Annotated in this window: 14 protein-coding genes and 6 tRNA genes; 1 reads left to right on the top strand and 19 read right to left on the bottom strand. The window is 41.4% G+C overall.

Annotated elements, in window-relative coordinates:
- Positions 1-30: 30 nt before the first annotated feature.
- The 15 genes from rpoC to W03_RS08880 all read right to left on the bottom strand — a co-directional run bounded on the left by rpoC (position 31) and on the right by W03_RS08880 (position 17155).
- Entirely contained in the window at positions 31-4233 is a 4203-nt protein-coding gene (gene rpoC, locus W03_RS08810; protein ID WP_244072609.1) for a DNA-directed RNA polymerase subunit beta', read from the bottom strand.
- Between the two features lie 112 nt (positions 4234-4345).
- The gene (rpoB, locus tag W03_RS08815; protein WP_244072610.1) at positions 4346-8419 is read right to left on the bottom strand and encodes a DNA-directed RNA polymerase subunit beta; all 4074 of its coding nucleotides are present in this window, start codon (positions 8417-8419) and stop codon (positions 4346-4348) included.
- A gap of 165 nt (positions 8420-8584) precedes the next feature.
- Positions 8585-8971, bottom strand: coding sequence for a 50S ribosomal protein L7/L12 (gene rplL / locus W03_RS08820; RefSeq protein ID WP_244072611.1), 387 nt, complete (start codon positions 8969-8971; stop codon positions 8585-8587).
- Between the two features lie 51 nt (positions 8972-9022).
- Positions 9023-9544: a 50S ribosomal protein L10 gene (gene rplJ / locus W03_RS08825; RefSeq protein ID WP_244072612.1), complete on the bottom strand. Its 522-nt coding sequence runs from the start codon at positions 9542-9544 to the stop codon at positions 9023-9025.
- Positions 9545-9863: 319 nt separating this feature from the next.
- Positions 9864-10562: a 50S ribosomal protein L1 gene (gene rplA, locus W03_RS08830; RefSeq protein WP_244072613.1), complete on the bottom strand. Its 699-nt coding sequence runs from the start codon at positions 10560-10562 to the stop codon at positions 9864-9866.
- A 1-nt stretch (position 10563) separates the two neighbouring features.
- Complete coding sequence (gene rplK, locus W03_RS08835; protein WP_244072614.1) at positions 10564-10995, bottom strand: 50S ribosomal protein L11; 432 nt, start codon at positions 10993-10995, stop codon at positions 10564-10566.
- A gap of 51 nt (positions 10996-11046) precedes the next feature.
- Positions 11047-11580: a transcription termination/antitermination protein NusG gene (nusG, locus tag W03_RS08840; RefSeq protein WP_244072615.1), complete on the bottom strand. Its 534-nt coding sequence runs from the start codon at positions 11578-11580 to the stop codon at positions 11047-11049.
- A gap of 23 nt (positions 11581-11603) precedes the next feature.
- On the bottom strand, positions 11604-11948 hold the full coding sequence (secE, locus tag W03_RS08845) for a preprotein translocase subunit SecE (RefSeq protein WP_244072616.1): 345 nt from the start codon (positions 11946-11948) through the stop codon (positions 11604-11606).
- 162 nt (positions 11949-12110) lie between these two features.
- Positions 12111-12186 (bottom strand) — tRNA-Trp (locus W03_RS08850).
- Positions 12187-12257: 71 nt separating this feature from the next.
- Positions 12258-13448, bottom strand: coding sequence for an elongation factor Tu (gene tuf / locus W03_RS08855; RefSeq protein ID WP_244071646.1), 1191 nt, complete (start codon positions 13446-13448; stop codon positions 12258-12260).
- A 54-nt stretch (positions 13449-13502) separates the two neighbouring features.
- Positions 13503-13577 (bottom strand) — tRNA-Thr (locus W03_RS08860).
- Positions 13578-13626: 49 nt separating this feature from the next.
- Positions 13627-13700, bottom strand: a tRNA-Gly gene (locus W03_RS08865).
- Positions 13701-13788: 88 nt separating this feature from the next.
- Positions 13789-13873, bottom strand: a tRNA-Tyr gene (locus W03_RS08870).
- A gap of 119 nt (positions 13874-13992) precedes the next feature.
- On the bottom strand, positions 13993-14973 hold the full coding sequence (locus tag W03_RS08875; protein WP_244072617.1) for an ABC transporter permease: 981 nt from the start codon (positions 14971-14973) through the stop codon (positions 13993-13995).
- 7 nt (positions 14974-14980) lie between these two features.
- On the bottom strand, positions 14981-17155 hold the full coding sequence (locus W03_RS08880) for an ABC transporter substrate-binding protein (RefSeq protein WP_244073724.1): 2175 nt from the start codon (positions 17153-17155) through the stop codon (positions 14981-14983).
- Positions 17156-17313: 158 nt separating this feature from the next.
- On the opposite strand from W03_RS08880, the gene W03_RS08885 reads away from it, so the two are divergent.
- Positions 17314-18108, top strand: coding sequence for an enoyl-ACP reductase (locus W03_RS08885; RefSeq protein ID WP_244072618.1), 795 nt, complete (start codon positions 17314-17316; stop codon positions 18106-18108).
- Between the two features lie 20 nt (positions 18109-18128).
- Here the strand turns inward: W03_RS08885 and W03_RS08890 are convergent, their stop codons facing one another.
- From W03_RS08890 to W03_RS08905, 4 genes are all read right to left on the bottom strand, one after another.
- Positions 18129-20015 (bottom strand): SurA N-terminal domain-containing protein, encoded by a 1887-nt coding sequence (locus W03_RS08890; RefSeq protein WP_244072619.1) that lies wholly within the window; start codon positions 20013-20015, stop codon positions 18129-18131.
- Between the two features lie 60 nt (positions 20016-20075).
- Positions 20076-20152, bottom strand: a tRNA-Asp gene (locus W03_RS08895).
- Between the two features lie 40 nt (positions 20153-20192).
- Positions 20193-20268 (bottom strand) — tRNA-Val (locus W03_RS08900).
- Between the two features lie 12 nt (positions 20269-20280).
- The gene (locus tag W03_RS08905; protein WP_244072620.1) at positions 20281-20553 is read right to left on the bottom strand and encodes an HU family DNA-binding protein; all 273 of its coding nucleotides are present in this window, start codon (positions 20551-20553) and stop codon (positions 20281-20283) included.
- Positions 20554-20583 lie beyond the last annotated feature (30 nt).

The following is a 20583-nucleotide window of genomic DNA, read 5'->3' on the forward strand; positions in this document are numbered from 1 at the left end:
TGCTTCACTACTTAGTATTTTCGGTAAAATCTATACAGCATTATCAGCAGATACCTCTAATTCAATACCCAGCTCTGGAGTTTTGTTTTGATTCTTACGTTTATTATGGAATGACAGCCCTGTTCCAGCTGGAACAAGTCTTCCAACAATAACGTTTTCCTTAAGGCCACGTAATTCGTCTTTTTTACCCATAATTGCTGCTTCCGTTAATACGCGCGTCGTTTCTTGGAAGGATGCCGCAGAAATGAACGAATCTGTCGATAGTGATGCTTTAGTGATACCTAACAACATAAATTCATAAGTAGCCGGAATTTTTCCTTTACTGATTAAGCGTTCATTCTCATTCAGTAAATCCGCACGCTCAACTTGTTCACCTGGTATAAATGTCGAATCTCCAGCATTGATAATTTGAACCCTTCTGAGCATCTGGCGCACAATGACTTCAATATGCTTATCATTGATCCTAACACCCTGTAAGCGATAAACATCCTGAACCTCATCGGTAATATATCGCGCCAAAGCTTCAACACCTTGTAAACGTAAAATATCACGGGGATCAGCCGGTCCATCGACAATTACCTCGCCTTTATTAACTACCTGACCATCATGAGCCGTAACATGCTTATCTTTTGGAATCAAATATTCATGCACAGCACCCTCAAGATCTGTAATAACAAGTCTCTGCTTACCTTTGGTATCTTTACCAAAAGAAACAATTCCTGTCACCTCAGCCAACAAACCGGCATCTTTTGGCGATCTCGCCTCAAACAACTCGGCTACTCGAGGCAAGCCGCCAGTAATATCTCTGGTTTTAGATGTTTCTTGTGGAATTCTTGCCAAAACTTCACCTACGCTTACTTGCTGACCATCGCGCACTGTAATAATACAGCCGATCTGAAATGTAATACCAACGGATTGATTGCCGCCAACGATCTTGATTTCATTGCCATCGTCATCCAAGAATTTAACAAGTGGACGCAATCCCTTGGATTGAGCCACACCGCGACGTTTTGGATCTATAACTACTAAAGTAGACAATCCAGTAACTTCATCAATTTGTTTCGCAACGGTTACGCCTTCCTCAACATTCTCGAAGCGAACCTTACCCGCATATTCGGTAATAATCGGACGTGTGTGAGGGTCCCACGAAGTCAAAATTTGACCGGCTTTAACAGTTTCTCCATTGCGAACTAATAAAGTAGCGCCATAAGAAGCCTTATGTCTTTCACGTTCCCGTCCGCTTTCATCTTGAATAATAATTTCGCCACTTCGAGAAATGGCAATTAATTCATTTTGCGCATTTGTCACATACCGCATGGTAGAAGAATAATGCGCAGTACCGCTTGATTTACTCTCAACTTTGCTAACAACAGCAGTTCGAGATGCGGCACCGCCAATATGAAACGTACGCATCGTCAGCTGCGTACCGGGCTCACCGATTGATTGTGCCGCGATAACGCCAACAGCTTCACCTACATTGACTAAGCTGCCACGGCCTAAGTCTCGCCCATAACATTTTGCACACAGACCATAGCGAGTCTCGCATGTTAATGGTGTGCGTACTTTAATCTCATCAATACCCATCGACTCAATCAAATCTACTGCATCTTCATCCAATAAAGTACCCGCAGTAAAAACAACACTTTGATTTTCAAGGTTAATGATATCTGTCGCTACAACTCTACCAAGAATTCTCTCACGTAACGGCTCGATTATTTCTCCGCCTTCAACTAAAGCTTTCATTACAACACCATTGCCTGTATCGCAATCATCCTCAGTAACTACTAAATCTTGCGTAACATCCACCAAGCGACGCGTTAAATAACCTGAATTTGCTGTTTTTAAAGCTGTATCTGCCAATCCTTTACGTGCACCATGAGTTGAAATAAAGTACTGCAGCACATTCAAACCTTCACGAAAATTAGCTGTAATTGGTGTCTCGATAATTGATCCATCAGGTTTTGCCATTAATCCACGCATACCAGATAATTGCCGGATTTGTGCTGCTGAGCCGCGTGCACCCGAGTCAGCCATCATATAAATAGAATTAAATGATTCTTGCGTGACTGGTTTACCTTTACTATCGGATTGAATTTTATTGGTTACTTGATCAAGCACAGGCTCCACACCCAATTGATTCATCATCGCTTTTGCTACTTGGTCACCCGCGCGTCCCCAAATATCCACTACCTTATTGTACCGTTCTCCCTGCGTCACTAACCCAGAAACATATTGTCCCTCAATCTCTTTCACCTCTTTTTCTGCCGCGGCAATAATATCGCCTTTTTCTACCGGCACGAGCATGTCATCCGCACAAATTGAAATACCAGCGCGAGTTGCGTAAGTAAATCCAGCATACATGAGCTTATCTGCAAAAATTACGGCTTCTCGTAATCCGCATCGTCTGAAGCTAGCATTGATCAGTTTAGAAATTTCTTTTTTCTTAAGCGTAGCATTTAGTAAAGAAAAAGGCATTCCTGGTGGAAAAATTTCAAATAATAATGCGCGTCCCACAGTGGTTTCATATCGACTACTTTTTTCAACGATTTCATTCTCGCTATTTTTATCATACTCTTTAATTCGTACGGTAATTTTTGCGTTCAATTCTACGTTGCGACTTTCATAGGCACGTGATACCTCATCCACATTCTGAAATAACATACCCTCGCCTCGCGCACCTACCTTTTCTCTCGTCGTGTAATACAACCCAAGAACAATATCTTGCGAGGGCACAATAATCGGTTCTCCATTAGCAGGCGACAGTACATTATTGGTTGACATCATCAAGGCACGACATTCCATTTGTGCCTCTAATGAAAGTGGCACATGAACGGCCATTTGATCGCCATCAAAATCCGCATTAAATGCAGCACATACCAGCGGATGCAATTGTATGGCTTTACCTTCAATCAGAACTGGTTCAAAAGCCTGAATCCCCAAGCGGTGTAATGTCGGCGCTCGATTGAGCATCACCGGATGCTCACGAATGACATCCTCTAAGATATCCCAAACTACAGGAGTTTCATTCTCAACTTCACGTTTCGCAGCTTTTATAGTACTAGCAATCCCCATGAGCTCTAATTTATTAAAGATAAATGGCTTGAATAACTCAAGTGCCATTTTCTTAGGTAAACCACACTGATGTAGTTTAAGTTGCGGCCCCACCACGATAACCGACCTACCAGAATAGTCGACACGTTTACCCAGTAGATTTTGACGAAAACGACCGCCTTTACCTTTAATCATATCGGCGAGAGATTTGAGTGCACGCTTATTGGCACCCGTCATCGCTTTACCGCGACGACCATTATCGAGCAACGAATCAACGGCTTCTTGCAACATACGTTTTTCATTGCGCACAATAATCTCTGGCGCTTTCAATTCAAGCAAGCGTTTTAAACGATTATTACGATTAATAACTCGTCGATATAGATCATTAAGATCAGAAGTTGCGAAACGACCGCCATCCAGTGGAACCAAAGGGCGTAAATCTGGAGGCAGTACTGGAAGTACAGTGAGAATCATCCACTGCGGTTTGATGCCTGATTTATTAAATGCCTCCAGCAGCTTGAGTCGTTTGGAAATTTTCTTGATTTTTGTTTCGGAACCAGTGCTTTCAATTTCTTTACGTAAATTCTCAATCTCAGCAGTAATATCCAGATTGCTTAACAAATCACGAATTCCTTCAGCTCCCATACTGGCGCTAAAGTCATCACCGTATTCTTCGGTTTTGATAAGATAATCGTCTTCAGTAAGTAATTGACACCGAGATAACGGTGTTAGTCCGGGGTCAGTCACAACGTATGCTTCAAAATATAAAACCCTCTCGATATCGCGTAAAGTCATATCTAGCACCATACCCAAGCGAGAAGGTAATGATTTTAAGAACCAAATGTGCGAAACCGGAGTAGCCAACTCAATGTGTCCCATACGTTCACGACGAACTTTAGATAAAGTCACTTCAACGCCACATTTTTCACATATAACACCTCGGTGCTTGAGACGCTTATACTTTCCACACAAACATTCGTAATCCTTGACTGGGCCAAAAATTTTGGCACAAAACAAACCATCTCTCTCTGGTTTAAATGTACGATAATTGATGGTTTCTGGTTTCTTAACTTCACCATATGACCATGAGCGAATCTTCTCTGGAGACGCCAATCCAATTTTAATGGCGTCAAATTCTTCCTTTTGAACAACCTGTTTAAATAAATCTAGCAGTGCTTTCATTTGTCACTCCCATAATCAGGGACAATATTGGTTCTTGTTATAATTCAGATAGTAATCAGAGAACGAAATACAGTTCTGGCTAGCATAACTGCATTTTTATCATCGCCAACAATCAATGCTGCTCCAAATCAATATCCATTCCCAATGATCGGATCTCTTTAACTAACACATTAAACGACTCTGGCATTCCTGCATCAATTTTGTGATCTCCCTTAACAATACTTTCATATACTTTGGTTCGCCCAGTTACATCATCAGATTTTACTGTCAGCATTTCTTGTAATGTATAAGCAGCGCCATACGCTTCTAGTGCCCAAACCTCCATCTCACCGAAGCGTTGTCCACCAAATTGCGCCTTTCCACCCAACGGCTGTTGCGTAACCAAGCTGTAAGGGCCCGTTGAACGAGCATGCATTTTATCATCCACCAAGTGGTGCAATTTCAGAACATGCATATATCCTACCGTTATGGATCGATCAAACACTTCACCCGTACGACCATCGTATAAGGTAACTTGACCTGATCTAGGCAACCCCGCCAATTCCAACATATCTTTAATTTCACCTTCGGTAGCGCCATCGAATACCGGCGTTGCGAAAGGAACACCTTCTTTCAAGTTCTCAGCAAGTGCCAAAATGTCGGTATCGCTCAACGCAGAAATATTTTCCTTATTACCACCCGAGTTATAAATTTTATCAAGGAATTCTCTGATTTCTTGGACGTTTTTTTCCATCCTTAACATTTCATCGATTCTTTTCCCAAGACCTTTGGCTGCCCAACCCAAATGCACTTCGAGAATTTGCCCCACATTCATTCGCGAAGGAACACCAAGTGGATTTAATACCACGTCAACAGGTGTGCCATCGGCCATATAAGGCATATCCTCTAAAGGAACAATTTTTGACACAACCCCTTTATTACCATGGCGACCTGCCATTTTATCCCCTGGCTGTAGGCGACGTTTAACGGCAATATAAATTTTTACCATTTTTTGCACACCGGGTGCTAACTCATCCCCTTGCGTCAATTTCTTTTTCTTTTCTTCAAAAGCTACATCAAATGTTTTACGCTTTTGCTTTACACTTTCATGTACTTGCTCGAGCTGTATGCTAGCTTCTTCATCCGCTAATCGAATATCAAACCAAAAATGTGGATCAAAGCTCCGCAAATACTCTGAAGTAATTTCCTTACCTTTACCCAGTTTCTGCGGTCCGCCAGTAGCGATCTTGCCAACTAATAAACGCTCTAGACGTTCAAATGCATCTTGTTCCATAATCCGCATCTGATCCGCCAAGTCCTTTTTATATTTGGCAAGTTCATCATCAATGATTTGCTGCGCTCGCTTATCGCGTTGTATTCCTTCTCGTGTAAATACTTGCACATCAATAACAGTCCCTGAAATGCCAGACGGAACACGTAAAGATGTGTCTTTTACGTCAGATGCCTTTTCACCAAAAATAGCACGCAATAATTTTTCTTCAGGAGTAAGTTGCGTTTCACCTTTAGGCGTCACTTTACCAATCAACACATCACCAGCTTCGACCTCTGCGCCAATATAGACAATCCCTGATTCATCGAGTCGACCGAGTTGGTTCTCAGAGAGATTAGGAATATCTGCTGTAATTTCTTCAGTACCCAGTTTAGTATCTCTACTAACAACTGATAATTCCTCGATATGAATGGAAGTAAAACGGTCTTCAGCAACAATACGTTCAGAAATAAGGATTGAATCCTCAAAGTTATAACCATTCCATGGCATAAATGCCACTAGCATATTTTGCCCTAGCGCAAGTTCGCCTAAATCAGTCGAAGCGCCATCTGCAATTACGTCATCTTTGTCGATTTTGTTGCCGACCTTAACTAAAGGTCTCTGATTAATATTGGTATTTTGATTAGAACGTGTATATTTTGTTAGGTTATAAATATCCACGCCAACTTCACCAACAATAGTTTCATCATCATTAACTCGAATCACAATCCGCCCGGCATCAACATAATCGACAATTCCACCGCGACGTGCACGAACTGTTGTACCTGAGTGAACTGCGACCACCCGCTCAATTCCGGTACCTACAAGGGGTTTCTCTGCACGCAAGCAAGGAACAGCTTGGCGCTGCATATTGGATCCCATAAGTGCACGATTTGCATCATCGTGTTCTAAGAAAGGAATAAGCGATGCAGCAACTGAAACAATCTGCGCAGGTGCGACATCAACATATTCAATGCGATCAGGCGAAGAAAGAGTAAATTCATTTTTATTTCGACAGGAAACAATTTCACTGATAAATTGATTCTCTTCATCCAATGCTGCATTTGCTTGCGCAATAATAAAATTACCTTCTTCGATTGCAGAAAGATAGTCAATCCGTTCCGTTACCTGACCACCTTCTACCCTTCTGTAAGGAGTTTCAATAAAACCATAGTCATTAGTTCTTGCATAAAGTGCTAACGAATTAATAAGACCAATATTCGGTCCCTCAGGGGTCTCAATAGGACACACTCGACCATAGTGCGTTGGATGAACGTCTCGAACTTCAAAACCAGCTCTTTCACGCGTCAATCCTCCCGGCCCTAAAGCTGAAATACGTCGCTTATGCGTTATTTCAGAAAGGGGGTTGGTTTGATCCATAAATTGAGATAATTGACTCGAACCAAAAAATTCGCGTGCTGCTGCAGAAACCGGTTTTGCATTGATCAAATCATGCGGCATCAAGTTATCCGATTCTGCTTGGCTAAGACGTTCTTTTACTGCACGCTCTACACGAACTAAGCCAGATCTGAATTGATTTTCTGCCAATTCACCTACTGAGCGAACACGTCGATTTCCTAAGTGATCAATATCATCAATTTCACCTCGACCGTTACGCAATTCCACTAAAATTTTAATGACTGCAATAATATCTTCATTGGATAACGTAGAAGATCCTTCTAATTCGGTGCGTCCCACTCTACGGTTGAACTTCATTCTTCCCACAATGGACAAATCATATCGCTCTTCAGAATAAAATAATCCGTAAAACAACGCCTTAACAGCTTCTTCCGTAGGCGGTTCTCCAGGACGCATCATACGATAAATTGCAACCTGTGCAGCCATTTCATCGACAGTTTCGTCAATTCGGAGTGTTTGAGAAATATACGCACCATGATTCAAATCGTTGATGTAGAGCGTATTAATTTTTTTAATATTGGCCTTTCGTAACTTAGCTAATAACTCTTCCGTAATTTCATCGTTCGCTGAAGCTACAATTTCGCCAGTTTCCTTATCAACAATATGCTGCGCAAGAGCTCTGCCAAACAAAAAATCCTCAGGTACATCCAGTTGTTTAATGCCCATTTCTTGCATCTCACGAATGTGCTTGGCTGTAATACGTTTGTTTTTCTCAACAATCGTATTTTTATTTTTAGCAACAATATCAAAGCTCGCCACCTCACCTCTTAATCGCTCTGGCACCAATTCAAATTGAATACCCTTATCAGAAAGGTAGAAACAGTCAAATACGAAAAACTCTTCTAATATTTGCTCAATCGTACAACCAATCGCTTTTAATAGTGTAGTGACAGGCATTTTGCGACGGCGATCTATCCTAAAATAGAGACAATCTTTAGGATCAAACTCAAAATCTAACCAAGAGCCACGATAAGGAATAATACGTGCAGAGAATAATAATTTTCCTGACGAGTGCGTTTTACCACGATCATGCTCGAAAAAAACTCCGGGAGAACGGTGTAACTGAGATACGATCACTCGTTCCGTGCCATTAATCACAAATGAACCGGTTTCCGTCATCAGAGGGATTTCCCCCATATAAACCTCTTGTTCTTTGACTTCTTTAACCGTTGGCTTCGAAGACTCTTTATCCATAATCGTCAACCGCACACGCGCCCTCAGTGGTGATGCATAAGTGAGGCCACGTTGTTGGCATTCTTTGACATCGAATACGGGTAACCCTAATTCGTAACTTATGAAATCCAGTCGTGCATTTTTAGTGTGACTCTCAATTGGAAAAATTGAATTAAAAGCAGCCTGAAGCCCTTGATTCTTACGCTTATTCGGTAGCATTTTTTCTTGCAAGAAAGCAGCATAAGATTCCAATTGAGTTGCGAGGAGAAATGGAATCGGCAATACACTTGCACGTTTAGCAAAGCTTTTACGAATACGCTTTTTCTCGGTGAATGAATAACTCATGAATTTTCTCCGAACGAAGAAGATAAGAAATTGAAAAAGCTTAAATTAATGATAATTATCACTATCTTATATAATTGCTGATATTTTCATGAAAGCTTATTTATGAAATACCAAAAGGCCGGCAAGATTTAGAATCTACCAGCCTTAATTCTGTCTACCGACAGATTATTTAATTTCGCAAGTTGCCCCAGCTTCAATCAATTGTTTTTGAATTGCTGCAGCATCCTCTTTCGATATACCCTCTTTAAGAGGCTTCGGTGCGCCATCGACTAAATCTTTAGCTTCTTTTAATCCCAAACCTGTAATTGCTCTGACAACTTTAATAACATTTACTTTACTTTCACCCGCAGTGGACAGGATAACAGTAAACTCTGTTTGTTCAGCCGCCGCAGGAGCAGCTCCACCTGCACCACCAGGCGCGGCAACAGCAACAGCTGCGGTTGCAACGGCAGATACGCCAAATTTTTCTTCCATTTCTTTGATTAATTGCGACAACTCCAATACGGTCATATTTGCAATTGCATCTAATATTTCAGCCTTTTCTACAGCCATTATTTTCTCCTGGTTAAATTATGTGTGTTAATTACGAGTTAAATAGAAGTATCATGAATTTTTACTATCACGCACCATCGCTAAACCACGAACAAATTTCGTCGGAACCTCGTTAAGTGTTTGAACAAATTTACTAATAGGTGCTTGCATCGTTCCAAGTAATCTAGCCAATAATTCTTCACGGCTAGGCAATGCAGCTAAAGCAGAAATTTCTTCTCGAGACATAACATGCTGTCCCATTGCTCCTGCTTTAATAACAAATTTCTCATTTCCTTTTGAAAATTCGTGTAGTACCTTCGCAGCTGCAACAGGATCAGCGCTTATACCATATACAAGCGGGCCAACCATATGCTTAGCTAATTCTGCATAAGGTGTATCAGTTACAGCACGTCTTACGAGAGAATTTTTAATGACTCGAAAATAAATTCCCGATTCACGTGTTTTTGCTCGTAATTGGGTCATCTCACCCACTTCTATTCCTCGATATTCAGCAATAATAATAGCTTGAGCATTCGCTACCTGTGCACTTACTTCCGCTACAATTGCTTTTTTATCATCAAGATTAAGACTCAAGGTACATTCTCCATCAGTAAAAACAGTGTTTGATTAGATAAGTCATACGCCTCATATTTATTTCCAAACACTATATAAACTGGTGACCATATAACCAGGAAAATCATTCCCGTTTGGATTCACCATCTACGCTGGGCAAGTCATTAATAAGCCACACTATAAAAACTGTGTGGTGATTTATCTCTTTCTAGGTTTAAGCCATTACAAAAACATTTCATACTTTTATGTTCTATATGAAAAGACACTGTGTAAGCCCCAACGGTCTTTGATAATCTACTTGAATAAGCTTTTATGCGAAATTCAAGCAGTCCAAAGTTCTTCATTGCTGCACAACGCTAGATTGATCCACCCGCACACCAATCCCCATCGTGCTGGAAAGGGATATCTTTCTTAAATAAATCCCCTTAGATGCTGCAGGTTTTGATTTATTTAATGCTTCTATCAAAGCCAATAAGTTTTGCTTCAATGCATCAATCTCAAAAGACGCTCGACCAATTGTACAGTGAATAACTCCCGTTTTATCCGCTCTAAATTGAACTTGTCCAGCCTTCGCATTCTTAACAGCACCGGCAATATCTGTCGTGACAGTTCCAACTTTTGGATTTGGCATCAAACTACGTGGGCCAAGAATCTGTCCTAACTGACCAACCACTCTCATGGCATCTGGACTCGCAATTGCCACATCAAAATTAATATTTCCCAATTTAATATCAGCAGCCAGATCATCAAAACCAACAATATCTGCGCCAGCCTCCTGCGCCTCTTTTGCTTTGTCGCCTTGCGCAAATACTGCCACACGGACGGTTTTTCCGGTTCCCGCTGGTAGAACAACCGATCCACGCACAGCCTGATCCGATTTTTTTGCGTCAATACCGAGATTTACCGCAACATCTATAGACTCATTGAATTTCGCTGTTGCATATTCCTTAACTAATGCTAGTGCATCGTTCAATGGATAAATCTTACTACGATCAACCTTTCCAATGATGGCTTTATAGCGCTTTGATATATGTGCCATTTTATATACCCTCTACCTCAATACCCATACTTCTTGCACTACCCGCAATAGTCCTAACCGCAGCATTTAAATCTGCTGCAGTCAAATCTGGCATTTTTGTCTTTGCAATTTCTTCCGCTTGGCTTCTACTCAATTTACCCACTTTATCCAAATGCGGCCTAGCACTACCTTTGCCAACGCCTGCTGCTTTTTTGATCAAGACAGATGCAGGGGTAGTTTTCATTACGAATGTAAAACTTTTGTCTGCATATGCGGTAATAATCACGGGAACTGGCAAGCCTGGCTCCATTTTTTGTGTTGCCGCATTAAAAGCCTTGCAAAACTCCATGATATTCAGTTGACGCTGCCCAAGTGCAGGTCCAATAGGAGGACTAGGATTTGCCTTGCCTGCTGGTACTTGTAACTTAATATAGCCGATTATTTTTTTTGCCACTATTTTCTCCTTGAGGTATAAGCGAACAACCTACTTGTTCTCCCTCATAAATTAAGATTTTTCTACTTGATTAAAATCCAACTCCACCGGCGTAGGTCTACCGAATATAGAAACCGAAACTCTAAGCTTGCTTTTATCGTAATTTACATCTTCAACATTACCATGAAAATCTGTAAAAGGTCCTTCTCTTACACGAACCGCCTCTCCCATTTCAAACAATATCTTGGGTTTAGGCTTTTCGATACCTTCTTGAATTTGTTGGAGAATATTATCAACTTCTTTTTGACTGATTGGTGTGGGTCGCATCGCCGATCCTCCCACGAATCCCGTAACTTTATCGGTATTCTTTACCAAATGCCATGATTCATCCGACATTTCCATTTCGACCAGCACATAACCAGGGAAAAATTTCCGCTCACTGATACTTTTCTGACCGCTTTTCATTTCAATAACTTCTTCCACTGGAATTAAGATTTGACCAAACTTATCTTGCATACCAGCGCGCTCAATACGTTCTTTTAATGCACGTTGAACGCTTTTTTCATACCCTGAATAAGCGTGAACCACATACCATTTCTTATTCATTCACTTTCCCTTTATGGAAGCTGTTACACTTCTTGATTCAAGAGCAATTTTACAAGTGACATCAAGGCAGCATCTATTAACCATAAGAACAAAGCCATCGCAATAACAAACGCAAACACCACACCTGATGTTTGAAGAGTTTCTTTGCGGTTAGGCCAAACCACTTTTCTAGTTTCTTCTATAGATTCTTTAGAGAATGCGTAAAATTCCTGCCCTTGCGTGGTAAATTTAGCAGCGATCCCAGCCAGCAAGAATCCAATCAGAATTGAAAGAACACGCAACACCATTGGACTTTCACTGAGATAAATAAAACCCGCAATCCCTACGATAAAAAATACTAATACTAATAAAAGCTTCAGTTTATTCACACTAACAAGGTCCTTTGCATCCCAGTTCTAGGCATAACAGCAACCTATCTATAAAATAGTTACACATCTTTTGGAGTAATATGACAAGCTTTATATTGCAATTTAGAAAATCATTATACTAATTATATTTTTTGCATTTGCAGTTTCTCTCGAATAATAACGTGGCAGGCCAGGAGGGCATCGAACCCCCAACCTTCGGTTTTGGAGACCGACGCTCTGCCAATTGAGCTACTGGCCTTTATTATTAACATTTATGATATGAGAGTTCTTTCGTAAATAAAATTCAATTCTCTGAAACAAAATAACAAATTACTCAATAATTTTTGCGACGACACCGGCGCCAACGGTTCTTCCGCCTTCTCTTATCGCAAAACGTAAGCCTTCTTCCATCGCAATCGGCGCAATCAAATTGACTGTTACCGATACATTATCTCCTGGCATCACCATCTCCGTACCAGCAGGTAACTCAATCGCACCTGTCACATCAGTCGTCCTAAAATAAAATTGTGGACGATAACCCGGAAAAAATGGTGTATGCCTACCGCCCTCTTCTTTACTCAACACATATATCTCTGCTGTAAACTTGGTATGCGGCGATATACTACCAGGCTTCGCCAACACCTGACCCCGCTCCACCTCTTCTCGCTTCGTACCGCGTAACAGTATGCCCACATTGTCACCAGCTTGACCTTGGTCCAGCAATTTCCTAAACATCTCGACACCCGTGCATACCGTCTTTAGCGTCGGCTTAATACCTACAATCTCAATCTCTTCCCCAACTTTGATTATGCCCCTTTCCACTCGACCAGTAACCACAGTCCCACGACCAGATATCGAAAAAACATCCTCTACCGGCATAATAAACGCACCATCAATTGCGCGCTCCGGTTGCGGTATGTAACTATCCAATGCATCAGCAAGCTTTAAGATCGCACCTTCACCTATATCACCAGAATCCCCTTCCAATGCCTTTAGCGCTGACCCTACAATAATCGGAGTATCATCTCCAGGAAATTCATATTTCGACAGTAACTCGCGAATTTCCATCTCTACCAATTCAATCAACTCAGCATCGTCGACCATGTCCGCTTTATTCATGAATACAATGATGTACGGAACACCTACTTGACGCGCCAACAATATATGCTCACGCGTTTGCGGCATCGGACCATCTGCTGCAGATACCACTAAAATCGCCCCATCCATCTGCGCAGCACCTGTAATCATATTCTTCACATAGTCCGCATGACCCGGACAATCCACATGCGCATAATGACGCTTCTCTGTCTCATATTCCACATGTGCCGTGTTAATCGTTATACCCCGTGCACGCTCTTCAGGCGCCGAATCAATTTGCGCATAACTCTTCGCTTCCCCACCAAATTTCTTCGTCAATATCGTCGTAATCGCCGCCGTCAGCGTCGTCTTACCATGATCCACATGACCTATCGTCCCTACATTTACGTGTGGCTTCGACCGCTCAAATTTACTCTTCGCCATGATCCGCTCCCTTTTTTACGTACAAACCCTTTAATTCACAATAATCTTAGCCTATGGAGCCCATGACCAGGATTGAACTGGTGACCTCTCCCTTACCAAGGGAGTGCTCTACCACTGAGCTACATGGGCAAGCATAACTCTATTTAATGCTTATTCGCTTCGCAATGATTTACACAATTGGAGCGGGTGAAGGGAATCGAACCCTCGTCGTAAGCTTGGAAGGCTTCTGCTCTACCATTGAGCTACACCCGCACAAATACTACTAAGAATATGCTTTACCATCACTTGCAAAATATACAACCTCGCTAGGCCATACATTTTTACCACTAACCAATTGACTTGGTGGAGGGGGAAGGATTCGAACCTTCGAAGGCAGAGCCGTCAGATTTACAGTCTGATCCCTTTGACCGCTCGGGAACCCCTCCAAGCGAAACCGCGAATTATGAATATTTTACTGCTATAAGTCAATCTGATAGTAATAAGTGCCACAGATAGATTAGAAGATTACGGATACTTTAGTCATAACACTCATCTCATTGATAAGCTAAATCAGGCGGATACGTGGATCAACTAAAGTATAAGATATATCCGTCAAAATAAGCCCGATGATGTAAAGCACGGACCCCAAGAACACCATTGACCGAACAATAGCAAAATCCTGAGAATTGATTGCATCAATCGTATAGCTACCTAGACCGGGAACACCAAAAAACGATTCGATTAACAAGCTTCCCATAAATAGCAACGGCACAACTGCAATTGCCCCAGTCATAATTGGAATCATCGCATTTTTTAAAACATGCTTGAACAATACCAAATACTCTGCCAACCCTTTGGCGCGTGCTGTACGTACATAATCTTTATTCATTTCTTCCAAGAAAATAGTTCGATACCAACGAATATTTGCTCCCGCGCTGCTTAGTATTCCAATAATCACCGGCAATATCAGAAACTTGCTGATGTCCAGCCCGTCTCCATATCCAGAAATAGGCACTAAACGCCATAACTTCCCTAACAAAAACTGCCCCGAGATGATATAAAACAGACCTGAAATCGACATCAATGCCACACACAAAACCATACCCCAGAAATCAATATAAGTAGCCCGAAAAAATACCATCAATAACGCGAAACTCACATAGCTTGCTAGTCCTAGAAAAAATACTGGAGCCGCAATTGCCAGACTGGGCAACATGCGTGATTTCATTTCTTCGGCAATATCACGCCCATCATCTGCTTGACCAAATTCAAACAAAAACATTGCAACCGATTTTTCAAAAAAAATTGTCTCAGTCAATTGATTTTTCAGGTTTTCTTTTTGCGAATTGAAAAACAATGGCTTGTCATAACCTTTATCAGACTTCCACTTTTCTATCGCTTCAAGAGTCACGTGCTTCATCCCCAATTGCATACGTGCCATATCATCCGGTGTATTCACAACAAAAAAAAGCGCGAAAGTAATCAAGTTCACGCCAATTAAAATTGGAATAGCATACAAAATACGTCGCACAATATAGTCAAGCATTGCTATTTTATGCCTCGTACCTATTGCTTAGTATTGCCGTACTTTTCTCTCGACGTCGAAAAGCAATTATTGCAGGAATGCTTCCAACTATCAGCAATACAAAAAACACTAAAATTGGTCCAACTACAGGCGTATTCCATTCTTTTTGTTTGTCCTGTCGCATATCTCCATCAATCTTGAAATACTTAAGCGTATTATTGGATATCCTATTGGGTTTCACATTTTGATACCAAGCATGATACAAACCAAAATCCTTAGGGTGATAACCCCATAGCCAGGGTGCGTCATAACGCAATATCTCCACCATGCGATCGATCAACAGCTGCCTTTCTGGGTTATTATCCATATTCTTCATTCTTTCGAAGAGTTGGTTATATTCAACGTTATCATAATTCGCTGCATTTTCACCGCTATTCCCGACCTTTCGTTGCGGTCCGTATAGCAAAAACAAAAAATTCTCAGCATCTGGATAATCTGCATTCCATCCCCATTCAAAGATTTGTGCGTTACCTTTACGGATCTTATCTTGGAATCGATTATAGTCCGTGCTGCGTACTACCAACTGAATATTAAGCTTTTGAAATTGTTTACGCATCCAGTCTAGTTTAGACTTGTCGTCAGCACCACGCGCTGTAACATCGTAATAAAGCACCAACGGTGATCCTGTTTCTTGGTTGATGCCATTAGGATACCCCGCTTCTTCCAGGAGTTTTTTTGCTGCTTCGATCGATTTTCGCTTAGCTTGCCCATCAATCCAATCATAAACAATTGGATTCATACCTCCCTTACCATCTCGATATCCTATAATGCCTGGAGCAATCGGCCCATGCGCCACCAAACCACGACCATTCGCAAAAATCGATATGAATTCTTCATAGTCTACTGCGATGGAAATCGCTTGACGTAATTTCCTTGCTGCCTCACGTTCTTTGGCGCTATCGCCGCCATCACCCACAATCGGATTCAGCATGTTAAATCCCATGTAATAGGTTGAGGCAGCAACTGTCGTTTCCAATCGAATGCCTTGCTCGGCCATTTCTTGCGTGACTATAGTCTCCCCATACCCCGTCAATTGTATTGCCTGATCAAAGCTATCTGAACCAATTCCAGCAAAATCATAATATCCCTGCAAGAATTTGTTCCAGCGTGGAATATTTTCTTTCTCACGTGTAAAAATGACTTTATCAATCAATGGAAGCTTCTTATTCGCATCAATCAGCAATCCTTTCTCTTCGTCTTCTGGCATTCCATCAACAGGATAGCGTTCTTCATGAAAATTGGGATTCTTCTCCAACACCATGCGTAAGTTCGGATCATTCTCTGTCAACATATAGGGCCCCGTACCTACCGGAAACCAGTCCAATGTTAAGTTTTTCTTTATTAATCCTGGCTGTGAGTAAAACAAATCGACTTCCCATGGAATTGGGGCAAAAAATGGCATTCCCAGCCAATAAGAAAATTGTGGATATTTCCCTTTAATTTTAATGCGATAGGTATAATTATCAATTACCTCCAACCCATCCAAGGAGTGCTTCCTCAAATCCAAAAAATAATGATCGCGCGTTGTCTGCGAATCTACTTGTTTCAATAACGCAGCATACTCCCTAAGTCCGATGATATAGTCTGCCATTAACTCAAAAATTGGCGAATGCAATCTCGGATGCGCCAAGCGTTTAATTTGATAAACATAGTCTTCTGCTACTAACTCACGCGTACCTGTTCGAGAAAAGTCGCTTGGTTTGGAAACTTTGGCTGTCTCTTGCTCACTGAGTTGATGATAAAGCCATTGATCGTTCTCATCTTTTGCGAATGCGGGATGCGGTTGATATAAAATACCAGGAACAATAGTAATTTGGTAAACACTATAAGCTATCTCATCAACGGACTCACCCGATACTAAATTTTCATTTTTATCCAGATACTGAATCATTGGAAGTTCTGTCGCAGTCGCTGGAATCAGTGTGAAAGGGCGCTTGAGATAGTGATACTGTAGCGGGGGCTCATAAATCTGTGCAGTAAATTGAATCTCACTTGAACTATATGATTGCACTGGATCAAGATGCTTTGGTCGTTCGCTAAATACACTATACAAAACATTTTCTTGAGCATCCTTTTCTGAATACGGATTATTCCAAACATTCAGCTCACACGAAGCCAGCAACAAAAGATAACTGATTGACATTACAACAAAGCTTATTCTTTTTAACACTGAATAATTGATTTTTAGGTTCAAAATGGCTCTCTGAATGAGTAATTTACTCATATTATCTTATTTACGAATCGCAGCCTCGCTATCATCAGCTATAATGACACGGCTTGATCAATATTAAAGGAAATTTCATGGGATTTCTCGCCAATAAACAAATACTCGTAACCGGCCTACTCAGCAACCGTTCTATTGCCTACGGCATCGCCAAAGTGATGAGGCGAGAAGGCGCAACCCTAGCATTCACTTATCAAGGTGAAGATATACGTGGTCGAGTTCAGAAACTAGCTGCAGAATTTGATTCCACCTTATTATTTCCTTGTGATGTAGCTAGTGACGATGAAATCATGGCTTGTTTTGACAATCTGAAGCAGCATTGGGATGGATTGGATGGCATCGTACATTCTATCGCATTTGCGCCTCGCCACGCCCTTTCTGGCGATTATCTGGAAAACATAGATAGAGAAGCGTTTCGCATTGCGCACGATATTAGCTCTTATAGCTTCTCTGCACTCGCCAAAGCAGCCTTACCATTGATGGAAAACAGAAATGCCGCACTCCTCACTTTAAGCTATTTAGGTGCGGTACGAGTCATGCCAAACTATAATGTAATGGGACTAGCCAAAGCCAGTCTAGAGGCAAATGTGCGTTTTATGGCTTCTAGCCTAGGCCCCAAAGGCATTCGCGTTAATGCGATTTCCGCCGGACCGATCAAAACCCTAGCTGCCGCGGGCATTGGAGATTTTGGAAAATTGCTGGGATATACTGAAAAAATTTCACCGTTACATCGCAATGTAACTACCGAAGAAGTTGGTAATACGGCTGCCTTTTTATGCAGTGATTTAGCAAGTGGAATTACCGGCGAGATTACTTATGTTGATGCAGGTTTCAATACTGTTGCTTTCGATATTAGAGCTTCTGAAACCTAAAAATAGAGCTTCTGAAACTCCTAAAAACCATCTTGATTTATTTTTACGTCATATTGCTTTCTAAGTCCAGATAGATAGGCTACTGTTTCTTCTTGAGTGATCATTTGTTGTAATTGTTTCCTGAAGGCATCAAGCTTTTCCTTCTCCATAGCACTCGGTTCTATAACTTTACTGATCCTCAACAAAGTAAATCCATCAGGGCTTTCTAATCCGACATATACCGGCAATTCCTTCGTATCTGCTTTAAAAACAGCATGCAGTTCTTCAGAATTCATATTTTGCGAACGCATATAGGATACCAATTTTGGCTCATCCCATGTAACCTCCTCTGTATCATGGGAAGTTGCTTGTTGAAGCTGTGCCAGCTTTTTCTGTCCAATTTCGATAGCTTTAGCTCTCGCGGCTTTCTTTTTCAATGTCTCGGTTATCTGAGTTTCAACCACTGCAAGAGGCTGAACTGTCTCTGGCTGATGCTCAATGACACGCGCTGCAGCAAATGTATCAGGTTCAATTTCTATTACTTCGGTAGATTTTTGACCGGTAATCGCATCGCTTGAGAAGATCGCCGATAATAAACGGTCATTGCTCAGTATCGGCAATTCAGAACCATTCTTAGTTAGCCACTCGCTTTTATTAATAATCAAGTCGAGCTTATCCGCCACAGCCTGTAAATTCTCATTTTGCTCATAAACCATGTTACTAAAATCTTCAGAGATCTCTCCAAAAATTTTTCCAGCTGCTTGTATTTTCAATTGCTGTTCAATTTGTTCACGCACTTCCTGTAACTGAGGCCTCTTTTCCGCCTTAATATCATTCAACTGAATCACATGAAAACCGAAATCTGTTTCCACAACATCACTAATTTCGTTTGTTTGCATTGAAAAAATCTGTTCTTCAAAAGGCTTAACCATAACGCCGCGACCAAAAAATCCAAGATCACCGCCACTATTAGCTGAACCAGGGTCATCTGAAAATTCTTTTGCAATTTCCGCAAACCGTTCGGGGTTTTGTTTAATCTGCTCTTGTACTTTCTGTACTTTTTCTCGAGCCAATTGTTTGTCTTCTGGCGAAGCGTCTGCGGCTACACTTATCAGGATATGACTCGCTTTACGTTCTTCTGGTTGGACAAAACTATCGAGATGTTCGGCATAATAAGCTTCAATGGCTTCATCGCTAATCACTTCTTTTTTAGCTACATCAGCTAATGACAACACCACATATTCCACACGAACCTGCTCAGGCAAATAAAAGTCCGCTTGATTTTTATCATAATAAGACTTTATTTCCGATTCACTCGGTTGTATTTCAGAAACAAATTGTTCTGTTTTGGTAATCGACTGACTGACTTCACGTTGCACTTCACTTAAATAGGATACTTTTTTCGCGACTATACTTGGTACAAACGCATTTTCACTATATCCATCCATTAACTGCTGTATCATCAATTCTTTACGTACACGCGATTCAAAAAGTGCTGGCGTCAATCCTTGTGCTCGCAATAAGTCTTCGTATTGCTGTTTAGAAAATTTACCATCTTTTTGAAATGCTTGGATTTCCCGGATGGTTTTGATGATTTGCGAATCCAGCACGACAAATCCATTCTTTTCCGCTTCCGATTGAATCAAACGTTGCTGAACGAGACGTTCCAGCACTGAGTTTCTAACTTCAAAGTTATCTAGCATCGAACTATCGAAATTAGCACCCATCATCCCACGAACGCGTTCATGATGGTCTCTTAGTGCCTGTTCAAATTCGCGCCGCGAGATTTTATCACTCTCAACAATAGCAACGAATCCATCGTCACCTTTATCACGATACGATTCTACCCCCCAAAACAAAAATGGCAGTACCGCTAATGCCATAATGATTTGAACAATACGTTTCTTACGATTGACAAAATCAAACACGAAATGAACCTAATTGAATATTAAGATTGATATGCGATATTTTCACAAAGAGTGAATTCATGGCGGAGTGGACGGGACTCGAACCCGCGACCCCCGGCGTGACAGGCCGGTATTCTAACCAACTGAACTACCACTCCCTACAAACTAAAAACTAAAGCTTGATACTAACGATTTAACTGGTGGGTGCTGACGGGATCGAACCGCCGACATTCGCCTTGTAAGGGCGACGCTCTACCAGCTGAGCTAAGCACCCCAGCAAAGTGCGCTAGTTTACTGCATCTTTTAGCGCTTTACCAGCACTGAATTTTGGAACTTTGGCTGCTTTGATTTTTATGGCAGCACCCGTACGTGGATTACGACCTGTACGTGCAGCTCGTGTACCTACCTTGAAAGTGCCAAATCCGACTAATGTTACACTTTCATTTTTTTTAAGGGCTCCTTTTATTGCAGACAACGTTCCGTCCAAAGCATTTCCAGCAGCAGCTTTAGAGAGTTTAGTGGATTTTGCGATTGCTTCAATGAGTTCGGATTTGTTCATAACATTCCCCTTCAAAGTTAATGGTAATTA

This window comes from Nitrosomonas sp. PY1, from assembly GCF_022836435.1.
GTDB lineage: Bacteria > Pseudomonadota > Gammaproteobacteria > Burkholderiales > Nitrosomonadaceae > Nitrosomonas.